Below are 19,287 nucleotides of genomic sequence, written 5' to 3' on the forward strand. Positions count from 1 at the left end.
CGTGAGCGCGCTGCTGGAGAGCTACGCCGCCGGACGATGGTTCCGCGCGTCGGACGACGGGGAACCCTTGCTCGACGCCGCGACGGGCGAGGAGGTCGCGCGGATCTCCAGCCGGGGGCTGGACGTCGCCGCCATGGTCAGGCACGCCAGGGACACCGGCGGCCCGGCGCTGCGGGCCCTGACCTTCCACGAGCGGGCCGCCCTGCTCAAGGCGCTGGCCAAGCACCTGATCGAGCGCAAGGACGCGCTGTACGCCCTGTCCACGCGCACCGGCGCCACCTCCCGCGACACCATGGTCGACGTCGACGGCGGCATCGGCACCCTGTTCAGCTACGCGAGCAAAGGCGTGCGCGAGCTGCCCAACGACACCGTCTACCTCGACGGCGGCCTGGAGCGCCTGAGCAAGGGCGGCACCTTCGCCGGCCAGCACGTCTACACCTCGCGACCGGGCGTCGCCGTGCAGATCAACGCCTTCAACTTCCCCGTCTGGGGCATGCTGGAGAAGCTGGCCCCCGCCTTCCTCGCCGGGCTGCCCTCGATCGTCAAGCCCGCCGCCCAGACCGCCTACCTCACCGAGCTGGCCGTCCGGCAGATCATCGAGTCCGGCATCCTGCCCGAAGGGACGCTCCAGCTCCTGGCCGGCAGCCCCACCGGGCTGCTCGACGAGCTGACCGTCCAGGACTCCGTCGCCTTCACCGGCTCGGCCCACACCGCGGGCATCCTGCGCCGCCACCCGAACGTGCTCGACGGCGGCGTCGTCCTCGGCGTCGAGGCCGACTCGCTCAACTGCTCGATCCTCGGCCCCGACGTGCGCCCGGACGATCCGGAGTTCGACCTGTTCGTCAAGGGCGTCGTCACCGAGATGACGGTCAAGGCGGGCCAGAAGTGCACGGCCATCCGCCGCGTGCTCGTGCCGGCGAACCTGGCGGACCAGGTGACCGAGGCGCTGGCCGCGCGCCTGTCGGCGATCACCGTCGGCGATCCGCGCAACCCCGACGTGCGCATGGGCCCGCTGGCGAGCCTGGGCCAGCGTGACGAGGTGCGCAAGGCGGTCGAGGCGCTGCGGGCCGGCGCGGAGGTGGTCCACGGCGACCCGCGCGGCGCCTCCCTGCTCGACGGCGACCCCGAGCGCGGGGCGTTCATGACCCCGCTGCTGCTGCGCGCCCGCCCCGGCGCCGCCGAGCCGCACGACGTGGAGCCGTTCGGGCCGGTCGCGACCGTGCTCGCCTACGACGGCGTCGAGGAGGCGGTCGCCCTGGCCGCGCGCGGCAAGGGCAGCCTGGTCGCCTCCGTCGCCACCCACGACCCGCAGGTCGCGCGGTCCGTCGTGCTCGGGCTCGCGCCCTGGCACGGCCGGATCCTGGTCCTCGACCGCGACGACGCCAAGGAGTCCACCGGGCACGGCTCGCCGCTGCCGGTGCTCGTCCACGGCGGCCCCGGGCGGGCCGGCGGCGGCGAGGAACTGGGCGGCGTGCGCGGCGTCCTGCACCACATGCAGCGCACCGCTCTTCAGGGGTCGCCGGACCAGCTCACCGCGATCACCGGCCGCTGGACGACCGGCTCGGCCCGCGCCGAGTCCGGCGTCCACCCCTTCCGCAAGTCGCTGGCCGAGCTGCGGGTGGGCGACACGATCGCCTCCGCGCCGCGCACGGTCTCGCTCGCCGACATCGAGCACTTCGCCGAGTTCACCGGCGACACCTTCTACGCCCACACCGACCCCGAGGCCGCCGCCCGCAACCCGCTGTTCGGCGGCATCGTCGCGCACGGCTACCTGGTGGTGTCCCTGGCCGCCGGGCTGTTCGTGGACCCGGCGCCCGGCCCGGTGCTGGCCAACTTCGGCGTCGACGGGCTGCGCTTCCTCACCCCGGTCAAGGCCGGCGACGCCATCGCCGTCGCGCTGACCGTCAAGCAGATCACGCCGCGCAGCGGCGCCGACTACGGCGAGGTGCGCTGGGACGCCACCGTGACCAACCAGGACGGCGTCCCGGTCGCCACGTACGACGTGCTGACCCTCGTGGCCAAGACCTGGCCGGAGGACTGACGTGGACGACACCCCGGTCCTGCTCGAACGCGACGGCGCCGTGGCCGTCGTGACGCTCAACCGTCCCGACCGGCGCAACGCGCTGGACGCCGCGCTCAAGCAGGGCCTGCGCCGGGCGCTGGAGGAGGCCGCCGCCGACGACTCGGTCAGGGCCGTGCTGCTGACCGGCGCCGGCCGCGCGTTCTGCGTCGGCCAGGACCTCGCCGAGCACGCCGAGGCCCTGCGCGCCGACCCGGCCCACGCCTTCGACACCGTCGAGGCGGACTACGCGCCGGTCGTCCGGCTCCTCGCCACGATGCCCAAACCGGTCGTCGCCGCCGTCAACGGCGCCTGCGTCGGCGCCGGGCTGGCCCTCGCGCTCGCCTGCGACCTGCGCGTCCTGGCCGAGGACGCCAAGCTCGCCACGGCGTTCACGGGGATCGGGCTCACCTGCGACTCCGGCCTGTCCGCGACGCTGACGCGGGCGGTCGGCGAGTCGAGGGCCAAGGAGCTGGTGCTGCTCGGCGAGCCGTTCGGCGCCGCGCAGGCGGTCGCGTGGGGCGTGTCGGGACGGGTGGTGCCGGGGGCCGAGGTGTGCATGGCGGGACGCGAGCTGGCCGCCCGGCTGGCGGCCGGGCCGACCGCGGCCTACGCCGAGTCCAAGCGGCTCATCGCACAGGGGTGGGAGCAGGGCCTCGGGGCGGTGCTCGCCGCCGAGGCCGGCGCGCAGGCCCGGCTGGGCCTGACCGCCGACCACGCGGGCGCGGTGGAGGCGTTCCTCGCCAAGCGCAGGCCGACCTTCGGCGGGCGCTGAACGAGGACCTTGGCGGGGGCTCAGCCGTCGTGGGCCCCCCAATCCGCACCCCGGCCACGGGCCTCCTCGAACACCAGCCAGGTCCGGGTGGCCCGCACCCCGGGGATGTCCTGGATGCGTTCCAGCACGACGTGCCGTAGCGCGGCGTTGTCCGGCGTCCTGACCAGCACCAGGACGTCGTAGTCGCCGCCGACCATGGCGAAGTGCTCCACGTACGGCGTCTCGCGCAGCCGTGCCGTGACCTGGCGCCAGGAGTTCTGCTCGATCGTCACCGACACGTACGCGCTGGTGCCCAGGCCGGCCCGGTGCGGTGCCAGCTCGGCGGTGAAGCCGGTGATCACGCCGTCGTCCATCAGCCGGGTGAGCCGGGCGTAGACGTTGGCGCGCGAGACGTGCACGCGTTCGGCCAGGGTGCGCATCGACATCCGGCCGTCGCGCAGCAACTCGGCGATGATCGCCCGGTCTACTCCGTCCAGGTTTGCGGCCGAACGTCCCGGCCAGCCGCCCTCGACGCCCTCGTTGGCTGACAATTGGCCCTCCATTAATCCCATATAAAGCCGTTTGTCGCTCATCATGCCTGATGTCTTGAACGGATGGCTCCAGGAGCGGACGCTTTCCCTCACAAACGTCCAGAAGAAAGTGAGCGTCGCCATGTCCGTGAGGAGGAGTCCCCAGACGGTCGACGGCCTGCTGCCCTCACCAGAGCCGGTGCGCTTCGTCGCCGAGGACGGCACCGCCGTCGAGCCGCCCGCCGGGTACACCGAGCCCGCCGGCGAGGAGCTGGTGGAGGCGTACCGGCGGATGGTCCTGGGCCGCCGCTTCGACCGTCAGGCGACCGCGCTGACCAAGCAGGGCCGGCTGGCCGTCTACCCCTCCAGCCGCGGCCAGGAGGCCTGCCAGATCGCCGGAGTCCTCGCGCTCCGCCAGGACGACTGGCTGTTCCCCACCTACCGCGACTCGGTCGCGCTCGTCTCCCGCGGCCTCGACCCGGTCGAGGTGCTCACGCTGCTGCGCGGCGGCTGGCACTGCGGTTACGACCCCGCCGCCACGCGCGTCGCCCCCCAGTGCACGCCGCTGGCCACCCAGACGATCCACGCCGTCGGCATGGCCGAGGCCATGCGCCGCAAGGGCGAGGACGGCGTCGTCATGGCCTTCATCGGCGACGGCGGCACCAGCGAGGGCGACTTCCACGAGGCGCTCAACTACGCCGCGGTGCTGCGCGCCCCCGTCGTGTTCCTCGTCCAGAACAACAAGTACGCCATCTCGGTGCCGCTGGCCAAGCAGAGCGCCGCTCCGGCGCTGGCCTACAAGGGCATCGGCTACGGCATCCCCTCCGAGCAGGTGGACGGCAACGACCTCGTCGCCGTGCTGTCGGTCCTGAACGCCGCCGTGACGCACGCCAGGACGGGCGGCGGCCCGTTCCTCGTCGAGGCGCACACCTACCGCATGGACCCCCACACCAACGCCGACGACCCCTCCCGCTACCGCGAGAGCCAGGAGGTCGAGCAGTGGGAGTCGGCCGACCCGCTGGCCCGGCTGGAGACCTACCTGCGCGGGCGCGGCCTGCTCGGCGCCGAGGACGTCGCCGCCGCGCACAAGGCCGCCGAGGAGTACGCCGCGCGCCTGCGCGAGGCGATGAACGCCGACCCCGAGGCCGACCCCTTCGAGCTGTTCGACCACGTCTTCGCCGAGCCGACGCCCCAGTTGCACGAGCAGCGGGCCCTGCTGGCGTCCGAGCTGACCGCGCGGGAGGACTGACATGACCGCGACGACCACGATGACCATGGCCCAGGCGCTGAACGCCGCCCTGCGGGACGCCCTGCGCGAGGACGAGCGCGTCCTCGTCTTCGGCGAGGACGTCGGCCTGCTCGGCGGCGTCTTCCGCGTCACCGACGGGCTCACCAAGGAGTTCGGCGAGGAGCGCTGCTTCGACACGCCGCTGGCCGAGGCGGGGATCGTGGGCCTGGCCGTGGGCCTCGCCATGGGCGGCTTCCGCCCGGTGATCGAGATGCAGTTCGACGCCTTCGCCTACCCGGCCTTCGAGCAGATCGCCTCGCACGTGGCCAAGCTGCGCAACCGCACCCGCGGGCGGCTGTCGCTGCCGCTCGTGATCCGGATCCCGTACGCGGGCGGCATCGGCGGCGTCGAGCACCACTGCGACTCCAGCGAGGCGTACTACGCCCACACGCCGGGGCTCAAGGTCGTGACGCCCGCGACGGCCGACGACGCCTACTGGCTGCTGCGCGACGCCATCGCCGACCCCGACCCGGTGATCTTCATGGAGCCCAAGCGGCTGTACTGGTCCAAGGAGGAGACGTCCACCGCGGACCGCCGCGCCGCCGGGTTCGGCCGGGCGGCCGTCCGCCGCGAGGGCCGCGACGCGACGCTCGTCGCCTACGGGCCCAGCGTGCCCGTCGCGCTCCAGGCCGCCGAGGCCGCGGCCCAGGACGGGCTCTCGCTGGAGGTGGTCGACCTGCGGACGATCGTCCCGTTCGACGACGAGACCGTGGTGGCCTCGGTGCGTAAGACCGGGCGCTGCGTGGTGATCCAGGAGGCCCAGGGGTTCGCCGGGGTGGGGGCGGAGATCGCCGCCCGCGTGCAGGAGCGGTGCTTCCACTCGCTGGCCGCGCCGGTGCTGCGCGTCACCGGGTTCGACATCCCGTACCCGCCGCCCATCCTCGAGCACTCCCACCTCCCGGACGTCGACCGCGTCCTCGACGCCGTGGACCGGCTCCAGTTCGACGACCAGCCCGACCTGCTGCACCTCACCCGGGAGGCGTCATGACGACGACCGCCGCGCGGCAGGTGTTCCGGCTGCCGGACCTCGGCGAGGGCCTGACCGAGGCCGAGATCGTCGAGTGGAAGGTGGCCGTGGGGGACACGGTGGAGATCGACCAGATCGTGGTGGAGGTGGAGACCGCGAAGGCGGCGGTGGAGGTGCCCGTGCCGTACGCGGGGACCGTGCTGCGGCTGCACGCCGAGGCGGGCGCGGTCGTGGCGGTGGGGGAGCCGCTCATCGAGGTCGGGGGCGGGGAGGAGGACCCGGCGGCGACGCGGTACCGGGAGGAGGAACAGGCGGGCTCGGGCAACGTCCTGATCGGCTACGGCACCACCGGCACCCCGCACAAGGGCCGCCGCCGCCGCCCCACCAAGCCCGTCCCCTCCACCCCGGCCTCGGGGCCCGCCCCGGGATCCGTACTCGCACCCGCTCCGGGATCGGGACCCGCACTGGCACCGGGTTCCGTACCGGCACCCGCTTCGGGATCGGCTGCGGGACTCGCGCCGGCACCCGCTCAGGGACCGGCACCGGGGTCCGGGCTCGCACCTGGGCGCGCGTCCGCACCTGGGCGCGCATCCGCACCTGGACACGCGTCCGGGCCCGAGCCGGCTTCTCCATCCCCGGGCGGGCCGGAGGGCGCGCCTCGCGTGATCTCGCCGCTGGTCCGCAGGATGGCGCGCGAGCACGGCGTGGACCTCGCCGCCGTCCTCCCCACCGGACCGCACGGCGTCATCCTCCGCCGCGACGTCGAGCACGCCATCGCCAACCCCGGGACCGACCCCGCCGCGACCCCTGACGCCCTGTCCGCCGACAGGACAGCGGCCCCGGCGTCCCAGATTGCTCCGGTGTCTCCGGTGGCGGAGCGGATCCCCCTGCGCGGCCTGCGCCGTACGGTGGCCGACAAGCTGACCCGCAGCCGCACCGAGATCCCCGACGCCACCACCTGGGTGGACGTGGACGCCACCGACCTGCTCGCCATCCGCGACACCCTCCGGCGGACCAGCCCGGACCTGGGCATCGGCCTGCTGGCCCTGCTGGCCCGCGCCTGCGTGGCCGGCCTGCTCCGCTTCCCCGAGCTGAACTCCTCGGTCGACACCGAGCGGGCCGAGATCGTCCGCCACGGCCACATCAACCTGGGCTTCGCCGCCCAGACCGAACGCGGCCTCGTCGTGCCGGTGGTCCGCGACGCGCACCTCATGACCACCGCCGGCCTGGCCGCCGAACTGACCCGCCTGACCGCACTGGCCCGCTCCGGCAGCCTGCCCCCGTCCGCGCTGACGGGAGGCACGTTCACGCTCAACAACTACGGCGTCTTCGGCGTGGACGGCTCCACCCCCATCATCAACCACCCGGAGGCGGCGCTCCTGGGGGTGGGCCGCGTCATCGACCGCCCCTGGGTGCACGGCGGCGCGGTGGTGCCCCGCAAGATCACCCAACTGTCCTTCACGTTCGACCACCGCGTCTGCGACGGCGGCGCCGCGGGGGGCTTCCTCCGCTTCGTCGCCGACTGCGTGGAGAACCCCGCGGTGCTGCTCGCCCACGTCTAGCAGCACGCTCCCCACGCCGGCGAACGCCACCCGGTGGGCCCAAGGGCGGCAACCCTCAGGCCCACCGGCCGCCGGCAACCGGCGCGGCATGAAGCCACCGTCCACGTCGCGGCTGTCAACGACCTACTCGTCTTGCTCACGCTTTGGGTGTTCCGGCGCCTCAGATCCGGCGGCATGGGTTTGTACGTGAGTGTTCGAGCTGACCGCCAGCGCAACCACTGCGATCATGAAGCCGATGCCGACCATCGCCACCACCATGACGCTGAGAAGTACCAGGGTGCCCGCGAAGACGGCACCCGGCGAGTAGGTGTGTCCTCATACCCGCCGGAGGGCCATGGATCGCTTACGCTCCTCTCACACTCACGACGGCGAAAGAGCGCGAATCACGCCACCGATCATTGCGCCGGGCGCCTGGGCGTCGACCGCCTGTACGAGCACTCGCCAGACGCCGACATGGAAAAGAGGAGCCGATGCCTGAGCCCACCTCGACAGACGTGTGGTCCACGATCGGCGAGCTGGTGGCATGGCTGGACCGTAACAACGGCCGGGACCCTCACGAACTCACGCTGCGCGTCATGAAGATCGGCGAGGAGTTCGGCGAGGCGATCGAGGCCCGCATCGGGGAACTCGGCCAGAACCCGCGCAAGCCCGCCTCCCACACCCGCCAAGATCTCGCTGACGAGTTGTGCGACGTGATCGTGACGGCAATGGTGGCGCTCGCCTCCGTCGACGATGACCCGCAGGCGGTGTTCGAGGCGAAGCTGAGGAAGATCGCCGACCGCGTGTCAGCGTTGGAGGCCAAGCGCGCCTGACCTTCCCGGGGAAGCCGTACAAGCCGCCGCTCCGGCGCTCGCCGCGCACCACGCGGGTGAGGACCGAGGGCCGCGCCTCACCGCCGCGTCGTTCGAACAGGCCCGTAGCCGCCTGAGGGCGGGCGGGGATTCGGACCTGTGCCTCGCCGCTGCTGAGGCTCGCATCAGGGCGGTCGAGGCGGCTGAGCCTCGGCGGACGACCTCTCCGAGGCTGCCGATGTCCTGGCGAATGTCGACGACCCGTGCCGTAACAGCAGCGAAGAGCCAGAGCCGGCACGTCACCCCGTGCCGCCGTACCTGAAGGAGCGGAGCGCGGCTGACTTCCCCGACATCCTGCGAGCCGAGGCAAGGGCCTGCATCGCCCGCAGTGTCGGGATCAGCCGCCGCGCTCACCCGCGACTGGCTGTCACGCGCCAGGAGCCCGGTAAGCCACGTCCATCCGCGTGGCTTCGTCGACCTCCTCCGCCGTCAGCAGGGCGACCGTCGTCGTCCGCACCGCCCCGGACGCCGACACTGCCATCCCCAACGCAGCCGACGCCGCATTGCTCGGCAAGTCGACGATCACGAACGTGTCCGTCTCGCCGAACGCGAAGTACATCTGCTCGACCCGCCCGCCAAGGCTTTCCACCAGGCGATCCACCGCTTGTCGGCGTCCGGTGCCACCGTCTCGCAGCACCCCGCGGAGGCCGTCTGTGGTGTACGTGGACTGAATCAGATACTTGGGCATGGTCGAGTTCCTCTTCTCGTGCCGCCGCCCCGGTGCGAGGTGGCTGTCGCGGGTCACGAGGTCGGAATTCTCGGCTCCGGATGAAGGTAATCCCACTGGTTGTGCTGGGTTTTCCCCTACGGGCCCCGACGTCGTCCAGCCAGGACGTGACCAGCGGATGACAGGGCAGGCCGCCTGATGCCCGTCCTGACAAAGGAGGCGAACTGGCGCTGGAACGTCACGACCCCGCAAGCCTGAGGTCTACCACCTGCTGAGCAGCGCCCCCGGGGCACCAGCGCCGACGGCACCTTCACCGAAGTTCCCGGGGTCGCGCCCCCAATGGACATACAAGATCTTCTACGAGGACACCGCAGACAGCCGGAGCTGCAGTGCGTCCCGGCGAACTAGGCCGAGACCGTCAGCACCACGATCGCCACCCCGAGCGGCAGGTCGAGTGCGGCGCAGAACTCGGCCATCGACCGGGCCACCACCTTGTTCCTGCGCCAGAGGACCACGTCCAGAGCGGCATGCCCGATCAGGGCCGCCGCGACCAAATAGCCCCCGACCGCAGGCGACAAGGTCAGCGCGGCCACCGACACCGTCCCGAAGACCAGCATCGCGGGAACCTGCGCGGCGTCGAGCGTCGGCCTGCGCGACAACCCGCCCGCCAGGCCGACGACGGCGACGCACACCGCACCCCCGACCAGCCCCGGCCACGGCTCCAGCCCGAGCAGCCGCAGCACCGTCACCGCCACCACGGACGCCCCGAACAACGGCCAGACCACCCCCGGTCTGCCGGTCACCGCCGTGGCGAGGTAGATGAGCGCGGCGAGGAACACCACAAGGGCCGCGTCCCGCCCGTCCTCCAGCCCCAGGACGTTGAAGACCATGAAGGCCAGGCCCAGCCACGTGGGCCAGCGACGTGCGACGGCCATGAGCACGCGGCCGGTGGGGGAGCGCCCCTGCGAGCCGCCTTGCGCGGACGACATCTCAACCATGCCCCCACTCTCCCGCGCCACCTCCGCCGGCCTTGAGGCCGAACACCCCGAACGTCCAGAATCCTGCGATCCCGGTCCGCCCACCCCACGTTCACCCTGCCGACCGCCACCACCTGCCCCTGGCCGGAGGGCGCGGTGCCCACTACGCAGAGGTCTGGCCGGGCTGCCCGGTGAGCTTCTCGACCACTGACGACGGACGCCGGTGAGGAGATCCTGTCCGACGTCAGGCCGGCCCGACCGACCGCAGCCAGACCGCCGCCGAGTACGGGCTGGTGAAGCGGAGCACGCGTAGGGGCCCGAAACGCGGATCACGGGTGCGCCGCCGGATCTCCGCCTGTCGCGCCGCGTGCTGCGACCAGGCCCACCACGCCGGATGATCACTCTGGAACCATCCGGCGACCGTCTCCCGGTTGCCGTTGAAGACGGGTTCGCGCAGAACCGTCCTGCGCAGCGAACGCCGCAGGACTCGCGGCATGACGACCCGGCGCGGGTAGTCCAGCCAGACAATGGTGTCGGCGCGTTCCCACAGCAGGTCGCGCACCTCCGGGTAGCCGAAGGAGTCGAAGATCCACGCCGAGGTCGCGGCGATCTCGGCGACCCGCTCCGGGAACGCCTGGTCCACGGCCCAATCGGGCCCGGCGAAGTACAGGCCGTCCATCTCGTGACAGGGCACGGCAATCCGGGTGCTCAATGCGCGGGCGAGCGTCGACTTGCCCGCTCCGCTGATGCCCGCCACCAGAATCCGCCGCATCCCGGCAGGCTAGCGCAGCCGTACCCGCCGCTCAGCCCGGCCTGCCCGCAGGCTGACAGGGCCATTCGGCAACAAGCCGATGCTCCTCGCCCTCTTCCGGGCAACCAACCCGGAGCCTCTCCAAACAGGACGGACCCCGTGCCGCTGCCCCAGCAAGCGCCCTGACCGGACAGATTCCTCGGCGGACAGGTGACGGGACAGCCTTCACGAGCAGTAACAGGGGCTTCAGATCGTGCGTGACACCGGCTGGACCACGGATCGTGCCGGACCACAGAGCATGCGTGACACCGGCCAGACCACGTCGTGCGTGACACCGGCCAGACCATGTCGTGCGTGACCTTGACCAGACCGCGTCGTGCGTGACCTTGACCAGACCACGGTCTGACAACCCGTGGTAGGACATCCCCGCTCCAAGACCAGACCCTGGTCCGACGCGCTCCCGCCCCCCGCGCCGCAATCATGGCCGCATGCTGAAACCCCTCGCCACGACCCTGGCTGTCCTGCTGGCGATGACCGGCCAACCCGCCATGGCCGCCGCCACCCCAACCGCCGAGGCCCGACCCGGAAACGAGAGCACAGCCCGTCCCTCCTCGGTCACCCCATCCGCCATGACCGCTCAATCCTCACTGACCTGGCAGCCCTGCCCCAACAACAAGATCGGCATGGAGTGCGCCGACCTCCAGGTCCCGGTCGACTGGCGCAAACCCGACGCCCGCAAGATCACACTGAAGCTGGGCAGGCTGAAGGCGACCGGCGCCTCCGAAGGGTCGGTCCTCGTCGCCTACGGCGGCCCAGGAGGCCCCGGCATCGCGACCACCGCAGCCGTCCCCGACTGGTGGGCCCGGCTGCGCGAGCGCATGGACATCGTCACCTGGGACACCCGCGGCTACGGCGAGCAGTTCGGCGGCCTGAGCACCGGCCTGGCATGCGTCTGGACCCGCATCCCCATCCCGGAAGCCCCGCGTGACGACGCCGGCTTCGGCCGCCTGTCCGACACCAACCGCGGCTACGCCGAGCCATGCCGCCACCAAGACCCCGAGCTGTTCGCCAACATGAGCTCGGCCGACCAGGCCAGAGACATGGAGGCGATCAGGAAGGCACTGGGCGGCGCGAAGCTCAACTACTACGGCGCCTCCTACGCGGGCTTCTACGGCCAGGACTACGCCCGCCTCTTCCCCGGTCAGATCCGCACGATGGTCCTCGACGGCACCTGGAACCACAGCCCCGCCGACTGGTCGCGCGAACTGGAAGAGACGGCGAAGTCCAACGAGCAGTCCATGCAGCGCTTCTTCACCTGGTGCGCCACCCACGACTGCCAAGACATACCCGGCCTCTGGCACAAGCTGACCGAACGAGCCCGCCACAAGCCCATCCCCACCACGACGGCCAATATGGCCTACGATGCTCGCGACCTGCAGTCCCTCGCCCTCTCCATGGCCCGTCAGGGAGCCCCCTCCTGGCCCGCCCTGGCACGTGCGATCCGCAAGGCGGCCGTCCAGGGCGACGCCTCCGACTTCGTCCCAGCCCGTGGCGCCCGCTACCCCGACCAGTCCACGCCCGTCACCGAATGCCTCGACTGGCCGCGCTACACGACCCTCAAGGAGCTGGCCACCACCGACGCCCGCCTCCGCAAGATCGCCCCTCTCACCGGCACTGCCAATACGCTGGCCTCGGCGACCCTCAACTGCATCGGCTGGCCCGTCCCTGTCACCAACCCGCCCGCTCCCCTCCCGAAGGGCGTGCCCCCCGTCCTGGGAGCAGGCGCCTGGGGCGAGTCGGACGCGGTCGAACGCGCCCTGGCCGCCGTCCCCGGCAGTGTCACCATCCACCACGACGGCCCTGGCCACACCCTCTACGGCTTCAATCCCTGCGCCCGCGACCTGATGAACCGCTACTTCACCGACCTGACCCTGCCACCGCCGAACACCCAATGCTGACCACGGCGAACCCGCCGGTAGGCAGCCATCCGGGCTGAACGGGAACGCCCTCGTCCCATGCTTCAGCCGGATCGGTGCGCCTCCCGATTTCGAGAAGCCCGAGCATCGGGAGAAGGACCGAGGCTTGGTCTACCAGTACGCCAGCCGCAGTCGGCGATCCTCAACCCGGCCGGATGGGGCTCTGCGGCGCCCGGTAGAACTCGATGCTCACGAACCGACCGTCGGCGAAGCCGAGACGCGCACCGTCGCAGTGCGCGAACGGCGTCCCCCAGGAATCGTGTGCAGCCTCCGGGAAGCACGCCGCCAACGCCAGCTCGATCGCCCCTCCATGCCCGACCAGAAGCGCTGAGCAGCCCTCCGTGACGGCACTGACCGTGTCCACCCAGATCGCTCGGTGGTTCTCGGCCACGGTCGCCGCGGCCCGGCCGTCCCGGATGATCTCCGCGAGCCGCCGGTAGGGCTCGGTCCAGCCCCATTGTGCGTGCCGAGGGATTTCTCCCGGCACATAACCCGACGGCATCTCCATGGTGTCGTCGACGGCGAAACCCATCGCGACAGCGGTCTCGACGGCCCGAGGAGACGAACTGGTGACGACGCGCTCGTAGGGGCCGACTCCGGAGCCGATGAAGCGGGCGAGGGCGATGCCGTCAGCCGACAGGTGTGACCCGCGCCCGCGTGCCGCGCCCTTCTTGGTCAGGCTGTGTCGGCGCACGTCGAGCCAACGCACTTGGCGTCCTCCTGCAACGGTGTTCCGGTGGGCAAGGACAGCGACGCGTGCGGCCATCGAGATCGTCGAGCGGTGTGCTGACAACCAAAGATCATGCGGTGGCCGCAGGCCATAGCGTAGCCGTGCCCGGCCGGCTGTCGATGTTCGACGGCTCACGGGTCGGATCGTCGCATGATCAGGCTCTACCGCTGGAATGGGTAGGCCGCCGCCGGATGGTGTGCGTACGGCTGCGTGCCAGGGCCAACGTCAGCTGTGGAGCAGAGACGACGGCGAAGATCCACCGGACGAAAGGCGAGGTGGTGAGGGGCAGCTGTCACGACGACTCGGCGCCGCTCCTGACGCGCCGACCAGGGGTGCACTCCGGCTGCCGTGGAAGTCGCAGAGGGGAGGCGCCGACCTCGTGCGGCCACGGTCTTGACTGGGCGGGTCAGATCGACTAGACCACAGGAAGCCCGGCGATCATCACGCAGTGGAGGACACGATGTCCGGCAGAGCGTTGGTACGACTCGCGGCCCGCGCCGCGTTATCCGCAGTCACGACGGGCGCGCTGGTCGCGGCCGCCGCGATGCCGGCCTCCGCGACGGTCCTGGACCGGCCGCCGCGGACGACCAAGGGGCCGTGCGCGTACACCGAGACCCCCGACGACCCGGCCGTGCGCAAGGTGCCGCTGCCGCCGGACCCGCGCCGCACCTCCACCCGTCCGGTCTCGGCGGTGCTCAGGACCAACCACGGCGACATCGGGCTCACCCTCGACCCCGCCAAGGCGCCGTGCACCGTGCAGAGCTTCGTACACCTGATCCGTCATCGCTTCTACGACGTCACCTCCTGTCACCGGCTCACCGCGTACGACCGGCTGAAGGTGCTGCAGTGCGGCGACCCCAGCTTCACCGGCGAAGGCGGGCCCGGCTACCGGTACAAGGACGAACTGCCCACCGACCTGCCGCCGTGGCCCGGCGACCCGACCGGGGTGCGCAAGACGTACGCGCGGGGTGTGCTGGCCATGGCCAACGCCGGGCCCGACACGAACGGCAGCCAGTTCTTCCTGGTCTACGGTGACTCGGGCCTGGCGCCCAACTACACGGTCTTCGGCACGGTCGACGCCGCCGGGCTCGCCGCGCTCGACCGTATCGCCGCCGGCGGCATCCAGCCGGAGCCCGACGGACCCACGCCGCCCGTGGACGGCAAGCCCGTCCTGCCGGTCGACATCCGGGACGCCCGGGTCTGCCGGAAGTAGCGTCACCCCCGCTCCCACGCCGCCCCGCCCCCGTCCCCGATGCCGGTGGAACGGGGGCGGCACGGTCTGGAACGCCCTCAGAGCGAGGGCTCCGACCGAGGAGCCGGGAGCAGGGAGAGACGCATGAACCTGAGACGTGCGTTCGGCACGGTGGCGGGACTGGCACTGGCTGCCGCGGGGATGGTGGGGTTGAGCGGGCCCGCGTGGGCGGCGCTGCCGTTCGTCACCCCGACCACCTGTACGTTCCAGACGTCCAACACCGGGAACTATCTGACGGCGGTGGGTGGCGGGGGCCGTACGACCGATGTGATCCACAGCGACGCTACCGTGGCCCGCTCGTGGGAACGCTTCACCCTCGTGGACGCCGGCGACGGCGTGCACGTCGGCATCAGGACGCTGACCGGCAACTACCTCACCGCCGTGAACGGCGGCGGCCTGCAGACCGACGTCATCCACTCCAACGCCACGCTCCTGCAGGCGTGGGAGAAGTTCGCGCTGGTACGCCAGGGCGGCGACGGCGTCGCGATCCAGACGGTCGACGGCCACTTCCTGACCGCCGTGGGCGGCGGCAACCGGACCACCGACGTGGTGCACAGCGACGCGACCCAGGTGCGGTCGTGGGAGCTGTTCCGGGTGCAGTGCAACCTCACCGCCGTCCCGAACGTGCAGGGCTTCGACGACGGCAGTGCGCGGAACGCCATCGCGGGGGCGGGCCTCACGGTCGGAGGGGTCACCTTCGACAACAACTGCGTCGACGTTCGCGGGACCGTGTTGTTCAGCAGCCCGGGTGCGGGGGCGACCGTGCCGCGCGGTTCGGCGGTGAACCTCAACGAGTCCAGCGGGGTGGACCGCAACGGGCGGCCCTGCATCTTCAGATGACCCCGGCGGTCCGGCTGTCCGAGGCGACCTCGTCTCCTCGGGCGGCCGGACGCCTTGGGGTGGACGGCTGTTTCGCCCGAAATCGGGCCTTCCATCGAGGTGGCCGACTTCGTGGGCCTTGGTGGGGGGGTGACCGCGGTAGGGCGGGTGGGGCGGGTTCAGCTGGGAGTGTCGGTGCTGCGCCGTGGCTGCCAGGGCAGGCGGTTCTCCAGCTCGACCTCCAGCGAGAAGCTGAGGAAGGTCCGTACGAGCACGATGAGCGCGAGCACGCCGACGCTCACGAACGTCGGAGCCACCGCCACCGTACGGATGATGTCCCCGGCGACCAGGAATTCCAGCCCGAGCAGGATCGCCCGTCCGAGGCCCTGGCGGTAGGCGCGGTAGACGTCGTGCGGGGCCTGTCGCTCGCGCAGCCGCAGCACGAAGGACACGGTGGCCGTCAGCGCGCCCAGCACGATGATCGCCACGCCTGCGAGATCGACAGCCTGGCCGATCGCCTCCACGATCCGCGCGAAGTCCATGACCACCCTCTTTGTCCCGCCTTCAGCAAGGATCAGCGTCCCGCGCTCCGCCGACCGTCCCGACACGCCGCACCAGCCCCCCTCTTTGCCCGGCCACCGCACGGGGCCTCGCGTGGGGAGGGGCGCGGGCTTTGAGCGGAAGCCATACATGACCGGATGGGGGACGGGGAGGTCATGCGCGATCGGAGAGATGAGGGGCGGGCACGGGTTGGGCGGTCGTACGTGGGCGGATGGGGGAGGGCGGCCAGCCGAGAGCAGGAAGTCTTGCGCGATCGCAAGGGCTGATGCGCGGGCTTGGGGGCGGGAAGCCGGTGCGCGATCTGGGGGGCCGGCTTGGGGCGGGAAGCCCTGCGCGATCGCAAAGGAAAGAGGTGCAGGCTGGGGGCGGGAGGGCACACGCGCGCGGATGGGGGAGGGGTGCGGGCCTCGCGCGAAGGCCATGCGCGATTTGAGGGCAGAGAGGCGGGTCTGCAATGGGGGTGTGCGCGCTCGGGGAATCGCGGGGCGGTTTTCCGAGGGCTGGGAGGTCGGGCCGTCCAGGTGGTGGTCTGGACGGCGGCGTTGTTCGTGGATGGCGGAGGGGTGAAGTCAGTCCGTGGGGTGAGGGGGGTCGGTGGGGAGGGAGTCGAGCCAGTGGGTCAGGCGGGAGCCTTGGCGGGTCATGATCTCGGGATCGCGCAAGGCGTTGGCCAGCAGCGACATCCCCTGGTACGCGCCGACGAAGGTGAGCGCGAGATCGTCGGCGTCCGGCTGGCCGAGGTCGCGGAACTGGCGTTCCGACCAGTCGAGGAGCAGCCGTAGGACCCGGCCCGCCTCGACGTCGAGGCCGCCCTCCTCCCGTTTGTCCAGCTCGGCGGCGAGCGTACCGGTAGGGCAGCCGTACCGGGCGGCGATGTCCCGATGGCTCACCCAGGCGTCCACCATGGCCTTGAGGCGGGCGCGCGGGTCGGGGAGCCGGTCGAGTTCGGCGGTGAGCTCGGCCAGGTGCCCGGCGTGCTCGGACAGCGCGGCAAGGATCAGTTCGTCCTTGGTCTTGAAGTAGTAGTACACGTTCCCCACGGGCACGCCGGCGGCCTCGGCGATGTCGGCGATGGTCGTCCGCTCGACGCCCTGCTCGTGCAGGACGCGGGCGGCGGCGGCCATCAGCCTGCGCCGCTTGTCGGCCCCCCGGGCCCGTGTCCTCGTTGAGTCAGTCACCCAACTGACTATACGTGGGAGACAGATGGGACGAGCGCTTCCCCGTCCCGATCGGGGCCGCGCGGCTATGTGAGGACGCGGCGAAGCGCCAGGAGGCGTACGACCTGGGGTGGCATGCTGAACAGCGGCTATCGTCCGGGCGCGGCGTCAAGTTGTGGCGGCTGAGCCACATCGTGCTTACCCGGGGCGCCTGGAGGAGCAAGGCTGCCGCTGAGGGGTAGGGGCGGGCGATGTCCGATGTCGCCGCCGATGTGCCGGATGCGGACAGGGGTGGCGCTGAGCTCTGGATCCCCTCATGACAGAGTTAGCGATCAACGTCCAACGTCTGCCGGGCTGCCACGTGGTGCACCTCGACGGCGAGCTCGACCGTGTGACCCGCATGCCGCTGGCCCGTACGCTCGCGGAACTCCTGGAGGTGCCGCGCCCGAAGGTCGTGATCGATGTCACCGACCTGACCTTCTGCGACTCGTGCGGCCTCTGGGCCCTCATCATCGGCCAGCGGCAGGCCGAGCGGCGCGGCGGCACCGTCCGGCTGGTCGGGGTGCACGGGCCGCTGGCCCGCCTGCTGGACATCACCCGTCTGTCGCGCCTGTTCCCTTCGGACGACGCTCCGGCCGAGGCCGCGAGCTGGGCCAAGCCGCGCGGCTGGCCGTCCTGACTGCTGAGGGACGGCGAGAGCGGCGGCAACGGCCGCTCCGCACCGACATGCACGGGTCCGGGCCCAGCACGAGTCAGCCGGGCCAAGGCTCAGTACGAGCCGGTCGGGCCAAGGCTCAGTATGAGCCGGTCGGGCCAAGGTTCAGCACGAGCCAGTCGAGCCAAGGTTCAGCACGAGTTGGTCGGGCCAGGGGCGCGGTGAGGGCTCGAGGCCAGGAGCCCGGCAACGGCCCTCAGGGGGATCGCGGTGAGTACCTCAGGCCGGGTGGGTGCCGGTGAAGGGCCGGAGGGCGCTCCCGACCCCGCTGTCCGCCTGACGCCGGCCCCGCTGCCGGCCCGGCGCCCGGGGCCTGGGGCCCGGGGGTGCGGGTGAGGCCAGGCTGGGCCCGGGAGTGGGCCAGGCCGAACCGGGCCGGGAGTGGGGCAGGCCGGGCGGGGTCCAGGATCGGCCGGGTGGGGTCCGGAATCAGCCCGGGCGGGGGCCGGGATCGGGCCGGGCGTCAGGTCAGGACGGTGGGGAGGGGGCCGGGTCCGGGCCGTGGGGATGTGACGCGTTGAGCATCCGGTACAGCTGGTCCTCGGGCCCCAGTCGCCAGCCGAGCAGTTCCAGCAGCTCGCGCACCGTCGACGAGGCGTTCTGGAGCACCAGCCTGCGCGGCGGCGGCAGGTCGGTGGCCGTGCTGATGATCAGCCGCAGCCCGCCGGCGTCGATGAAGGTAAGCTCGGACAGGTCCAGATGGATGTCGGTCTCGCCGATGCGTAATGCCCACGCCAGCGCTCGAGCCAGCGCGGGCCGTCCATGGTGGTCGATCTCGCCGCGTACGCGCAGGCCGAAGGGGTGCACCATGGGCAGCACATCGGCAGGGTCGCCGGTCTGGTCGTTCATTGAAAATCACACCAATGCGGTCGTCTCAGGGCAGAGCCGAGCCGCGCCACGTTCCCGATCAAGGGAAGGTGCGGGCGCCCCTGACAGATCGCCGAAAACAAGAGGGCCCGGCGCGCCGCGCGTCCATACAGCGTCGGCACATCGGGCAGAGGGAGGTGCAGATGTCGGGCGATCAACCCTTTCCGCCAGGCATCGGCCAGGTCACCGCGGCCTCGGCCGCCGGTGAACTGGACGGGTGCGCCCGTGGCGCGCCCGGCTCGGCTCGTTTACTCGGTCGCCTTACTCTCTGCCCTCGATCGAGCGCTTTACGCCGCCGTAACCCCCGTACACGGTAGGGGCAAGCCATGCACGCACCCTTCCACCTGCGGTGCACCATCACCAACAATCTCGCGCTCACCCGCGATCTGGTGCGCGTCTACGCCAGCCACGCGGGGCTGTCCGGCGCGCGACTCGACCACCTGGTGCTCGCCGTCAACGAGGCCGCCGCGAACGTCCTGGAGCACGGTGGCGGTCGCGGCACGGTGACGGCCTACACCGACGCCGCCGTCCTCACGGTCGATGTCTGCGACACGGCCGGACGCCTGCGGGCCGAGCATCTGGCCGACGCACGGCTCACGCGTCCCTCGCCCGCGGCGCGGCGTCTCGGGCTGTGGCTGATCCACCGTCTGTGCGACGAGGTCGGCATCGATCATCCGCAAGATGGCAGCAGACTGCGGCTGCGTATGCGCCTGCCCCTCGCCACCCACCTGCGTCCCTGGCAGGGCGGCGACTCCTCACCGGCGGCCAGCTAGCCACGGTGATCCGCCCGCCCGCCCCTCCGTC

General features: G+C 71.7%; 19 protein-coding genes. 11 read left to right on the top strand and 8 right to left on the bottom strand.

The genetic code is table 11. The annotated features are described in order from the left end of the window. Nucleotide 1: 1 nt before the first annotated feature. Complete coding sequence (paaZ, locus tag ABZ459_RS11115; protein WP_357968766.1) at nt 2-2,041, top strand: phenylacetic acid degradation bifunctional protein PaaZ; 2,040 nt, start codon at nt 2-4, stop codon at nt 2,039-2,041. A gap of 1 nt (nt 2,042) precedes the next feature. Next, nucleotides 2,043-2,834, top strand: a complete 792-nt coding sequence (locus tag ABZ459_RS11120; protein ID WP_357968769.1) for an enoyl-CoA hydratase-related protein — start codon at nt 2,043-2,045, stop codon at nt 2,832-2,834. A gap of 20 nt (nt 2,835-2,854) precedes the next feature. Here ABZ459_RS11120 and ABZ459_RS11125 read toward each other — a convergent pair whose 3' ends face one another. Continuing rightward, nucleotides 2,855-3,364: an Lrp/AsnC family transcriptional regulator gene (locus tag ABZ459_RS11125; protein ID WP_357968772.1), complete on the bottom strand. Its 510-nt coding sequence runs from the start codon at nt 3,362-3,364 to the stop codon at nt 2,855-2,857. A 121-nt stretch (nt 3,365-3,485) separates the two neighbouring features. On the opposite strand from ABZ459_RS11125, the gene pdhA reads away from it, so the two are divergent. The 4 genes from pdhA to ABZ459_RS11145 all read left to right on the top strand — a co-directional run bounded on the left by pdhA (nt 3,486) and on the right by ABZ459_RS11145 (nt 7,972). Beyond that, nucleotides 3,486-4,592, top strand: a complete 1,107-nt coding sequence (pdhA, locus tag ABZ459_RS11130) for a pyruvate dehydrogenase (acetyl-transferring) E1 component subunit alpha (RefSeq protein WP_357968775.1) — start codon at nt 3,486-3,488, stop codon at nt 4,590-4,592. Nucleotide 4,593: 1 nt separating this feature from the next. Beyond that, nucleotides 4,594-5,619, top strand: coding sequence for an alpha-ketoacid dehydrogenase subunit beta (locus tag ABZ459_RS11135; RefSeq protein WP_357968778.1), 1,026 nt, complete (start codon nt 4,594-4,596; stop codon nt 5,617-5,619). Continuing rightward, entirely contained in the window at nt 5,616-7,160 is a 1,545-nt protein-coding gene (locus ABZ459_RS11140; protein ID WP_357968780.1) for a 2-oxo acid dehydrogenase subunit E2, read from the top strand. Before ABZ459_RS11135 ends, ABZ459_RS11140 begins: the two co-directional genes overlap by 4 nt. Nucleotides 7,161-7,654: 494 nt before the next feature. Further along, a complete protein-coding gene (locus ABZ459_RS11145; RefSeq protein ID WP_357968782.1) occupies nt 7,655-7,972 on the top strand; it encodes a MazG-like family protein in 318 nt (105 codons plus the stop codon). A gap of 406 nt (nt 7,973-8,378) precedes the next feature. On the opposite strand, the gene ABZ459_RS11150 is transcribed toward ABZ459_RS11145, so the two are convergent. From ABZ459_RS11150 to ABZ459_RS11160, 3 genes are all read right to left on the bottom strand, one after another. Further along, nucleotides 8,379-8,699: a GYD domain-containing protein gene (locus ABZ459_RS11150; protein ID WP_357968785.1), complete on the bottom strand. Its 321-nt coding sequence runs from the start codon at nt 8,697-8,699 to the stop codon at nt 8,379-8,381. Between the two features lie 383 nt (nt 8,700-9,082). Then, nucleotides 9,083-9,676 (bottom strand): hypothetical protein, encoded by a 594-nt coding sequence (locus ABZ459_RS11155; protein ID WP_357968787.1) that lies wholly within the window; start codon nt 9,674-9,676, stop codon nt 9,083-9,085. Nucleotides 9,677-9,899: 223 nt separating this feature from the next. Then, complete coding sequence (locus ABZ459_RS11160; RefSeq protein WP_357968790.1) at nt 9,900-10,427, bottom strand: hypothetical protein; 528 nt, start codon at nt 10,425-10,427, stop codon at nt 9,900-9,902. Between the two features lie 467 nt (nt 10,428-10,894). Between ABZ459_RS11160 and ABZ459_RS11165 the strand changes: the two genes are divergently transcribed. Further along, a complete protein-coding gene (locus ABZ459_RS11165) occupies nt 10,895-12,364 on the top strand; it encodes an alpha/beta fold hydrolase (RefSeq protein WP_357968793.1) in 1,470 nt (489 codons plus the stop codon). A gap of 160 nt (nt 12,365-12,524) precedes the next feature. On the opposite strand, the gene ABZ459_RS11170 is transcribed toward ABZ459_RS11165, so the two are convergent. Further along, a complete protein-coding gene (locus ABZ459_RS11170) occupies nt 12,525-13,091 on the bottom strand; it encodes a histidine phosphatase family protein (RefSeq protein WP_357968796.1) in 567 nt (188 codons plus the stop codon). A 481-nt stretch (nt 13,092-13,572) separates the two neighbouring features. On the opposite strand from ABZ459_RS11170, the gene ABZ459_RS11175 reads away from it, so the two are divergent. Next, nucleotides 13,573-14,325 carry a peptidylprolyl isomerase gene (locus ABZ459_RS11175; protein ID WP_357968799.1) on the top strand — a complete coding sequence of 251 codons (753 nt, stop codon included), beginning with the start codon at nt 13,573-13,575 and terminating at the stop codon, nt 14,323-14,325. Between the two features lie 123 nt (nt 14,326-14,448). Beyond that, the gene (locus tag ABZ459_RS11180) at nt 14,449-15,204 is read left to right on the top strand and encodes a PASTA domain-containing protein (protein ID WP_357968802.1); all 756 of its coding nucleotides are present in this window, start codon (nt 14,449-14,451) and stop codon (nt 15,202-15,204) included. Nucleotides 15,205-15,362: 158 nt separating this feature from the next. On the opposite strand, the gene ABZ459_RS11185 is transcribed toward ABZ459_RS11180, so the two are convergent. Together ABZ459_RS11185 and ABZ459_RS11190 are read right to left on the bottom strand one after the other, a co-directional pair. Further along, a complete protein-coding gene (locus ABZ459_RS11185) occupies nt 15,363-15,725 on the bottom strand; it encodes a DUF1622 domain-containing protein (protein WP_357968804.1) in 363 nt (120 codons plus the stop codon). 588 nt (nt 15,726-16,313) lie between these two features. After that, on the bottom strand, nt 16,314-16,922 hold the full coding sequence (locus ABZ459_RS11190) for a TetR/AcrR family transcriptional regulator (protein WP_357968806.1): 609 nt from the start codon (nt 16,920-16,922) through the stop codon (nt 16,314-16,316). 295 nt (nt 16,923-17,217) lie between these two features. On the opposite strand from ABZ459_RS11190, the gene ABZ459_RS11195 reads away from it, so the two are divergent. Further along, nucleotides 17,218-17,580 carry an STAS domain-containing protein gene (locus ABZ459_RS11195; RefSeq protein ID WP_357968809.1) on the top strand — a complete coding sequence of 121 codons (363 nt, stop codon included), beginning with the start codon at nt 17,218-17,220 and terminating at the stop codon, nt 17,578-17,580. Nucleotides 17,581-18,084: 504 nt separating this feature from the next. Here ABZ459_RS11195 and ABZ459_RS11200 read toward each other — a convergent pair. Then, nucleotides 18,085-18,465 carry an STAS domain-containing protein gene (locus ABZ459_RS11200; protein ID WP_357968812.1) on the bottom strand — a complete coding sequence of 127 codons (381 nt, stop codon included), beginning with the start codon at nt 18,463-18,465 and terminating at the stop codon, nt 18,085-18,087. Nucleotides 18,466-18,809: 344 nt separating this feature from the next. Between ABZ459_RS11200 and ABZ459_RS11205 the strand changes: the two genes are divergently transcribed. Further along, nucleotides 18,810-19,256 carry an ATP-binding protein gene (locus ABZ459_RS11205; protein WP_357968814.1) on the top strand — a complete coding sequence of 149 codons (447 nt, stop codon included), beginning with the start codon at nt 18,810-18,812 and terminating at the stop codon, nt 19,254-19,256. The last annotated feature ends 31 nt before the right edge of the window (nt 19,257-19,287 follow it).

This window comes from Nonomuraea sp. NPDC005692 (assembly GCF_040631115.1).
Taxonomy (GTDB): Bacteria; Actinomycetota; Actinomycetes; order Streptosporangiales; family Streptosporangiaceae; genus Nonomuraea.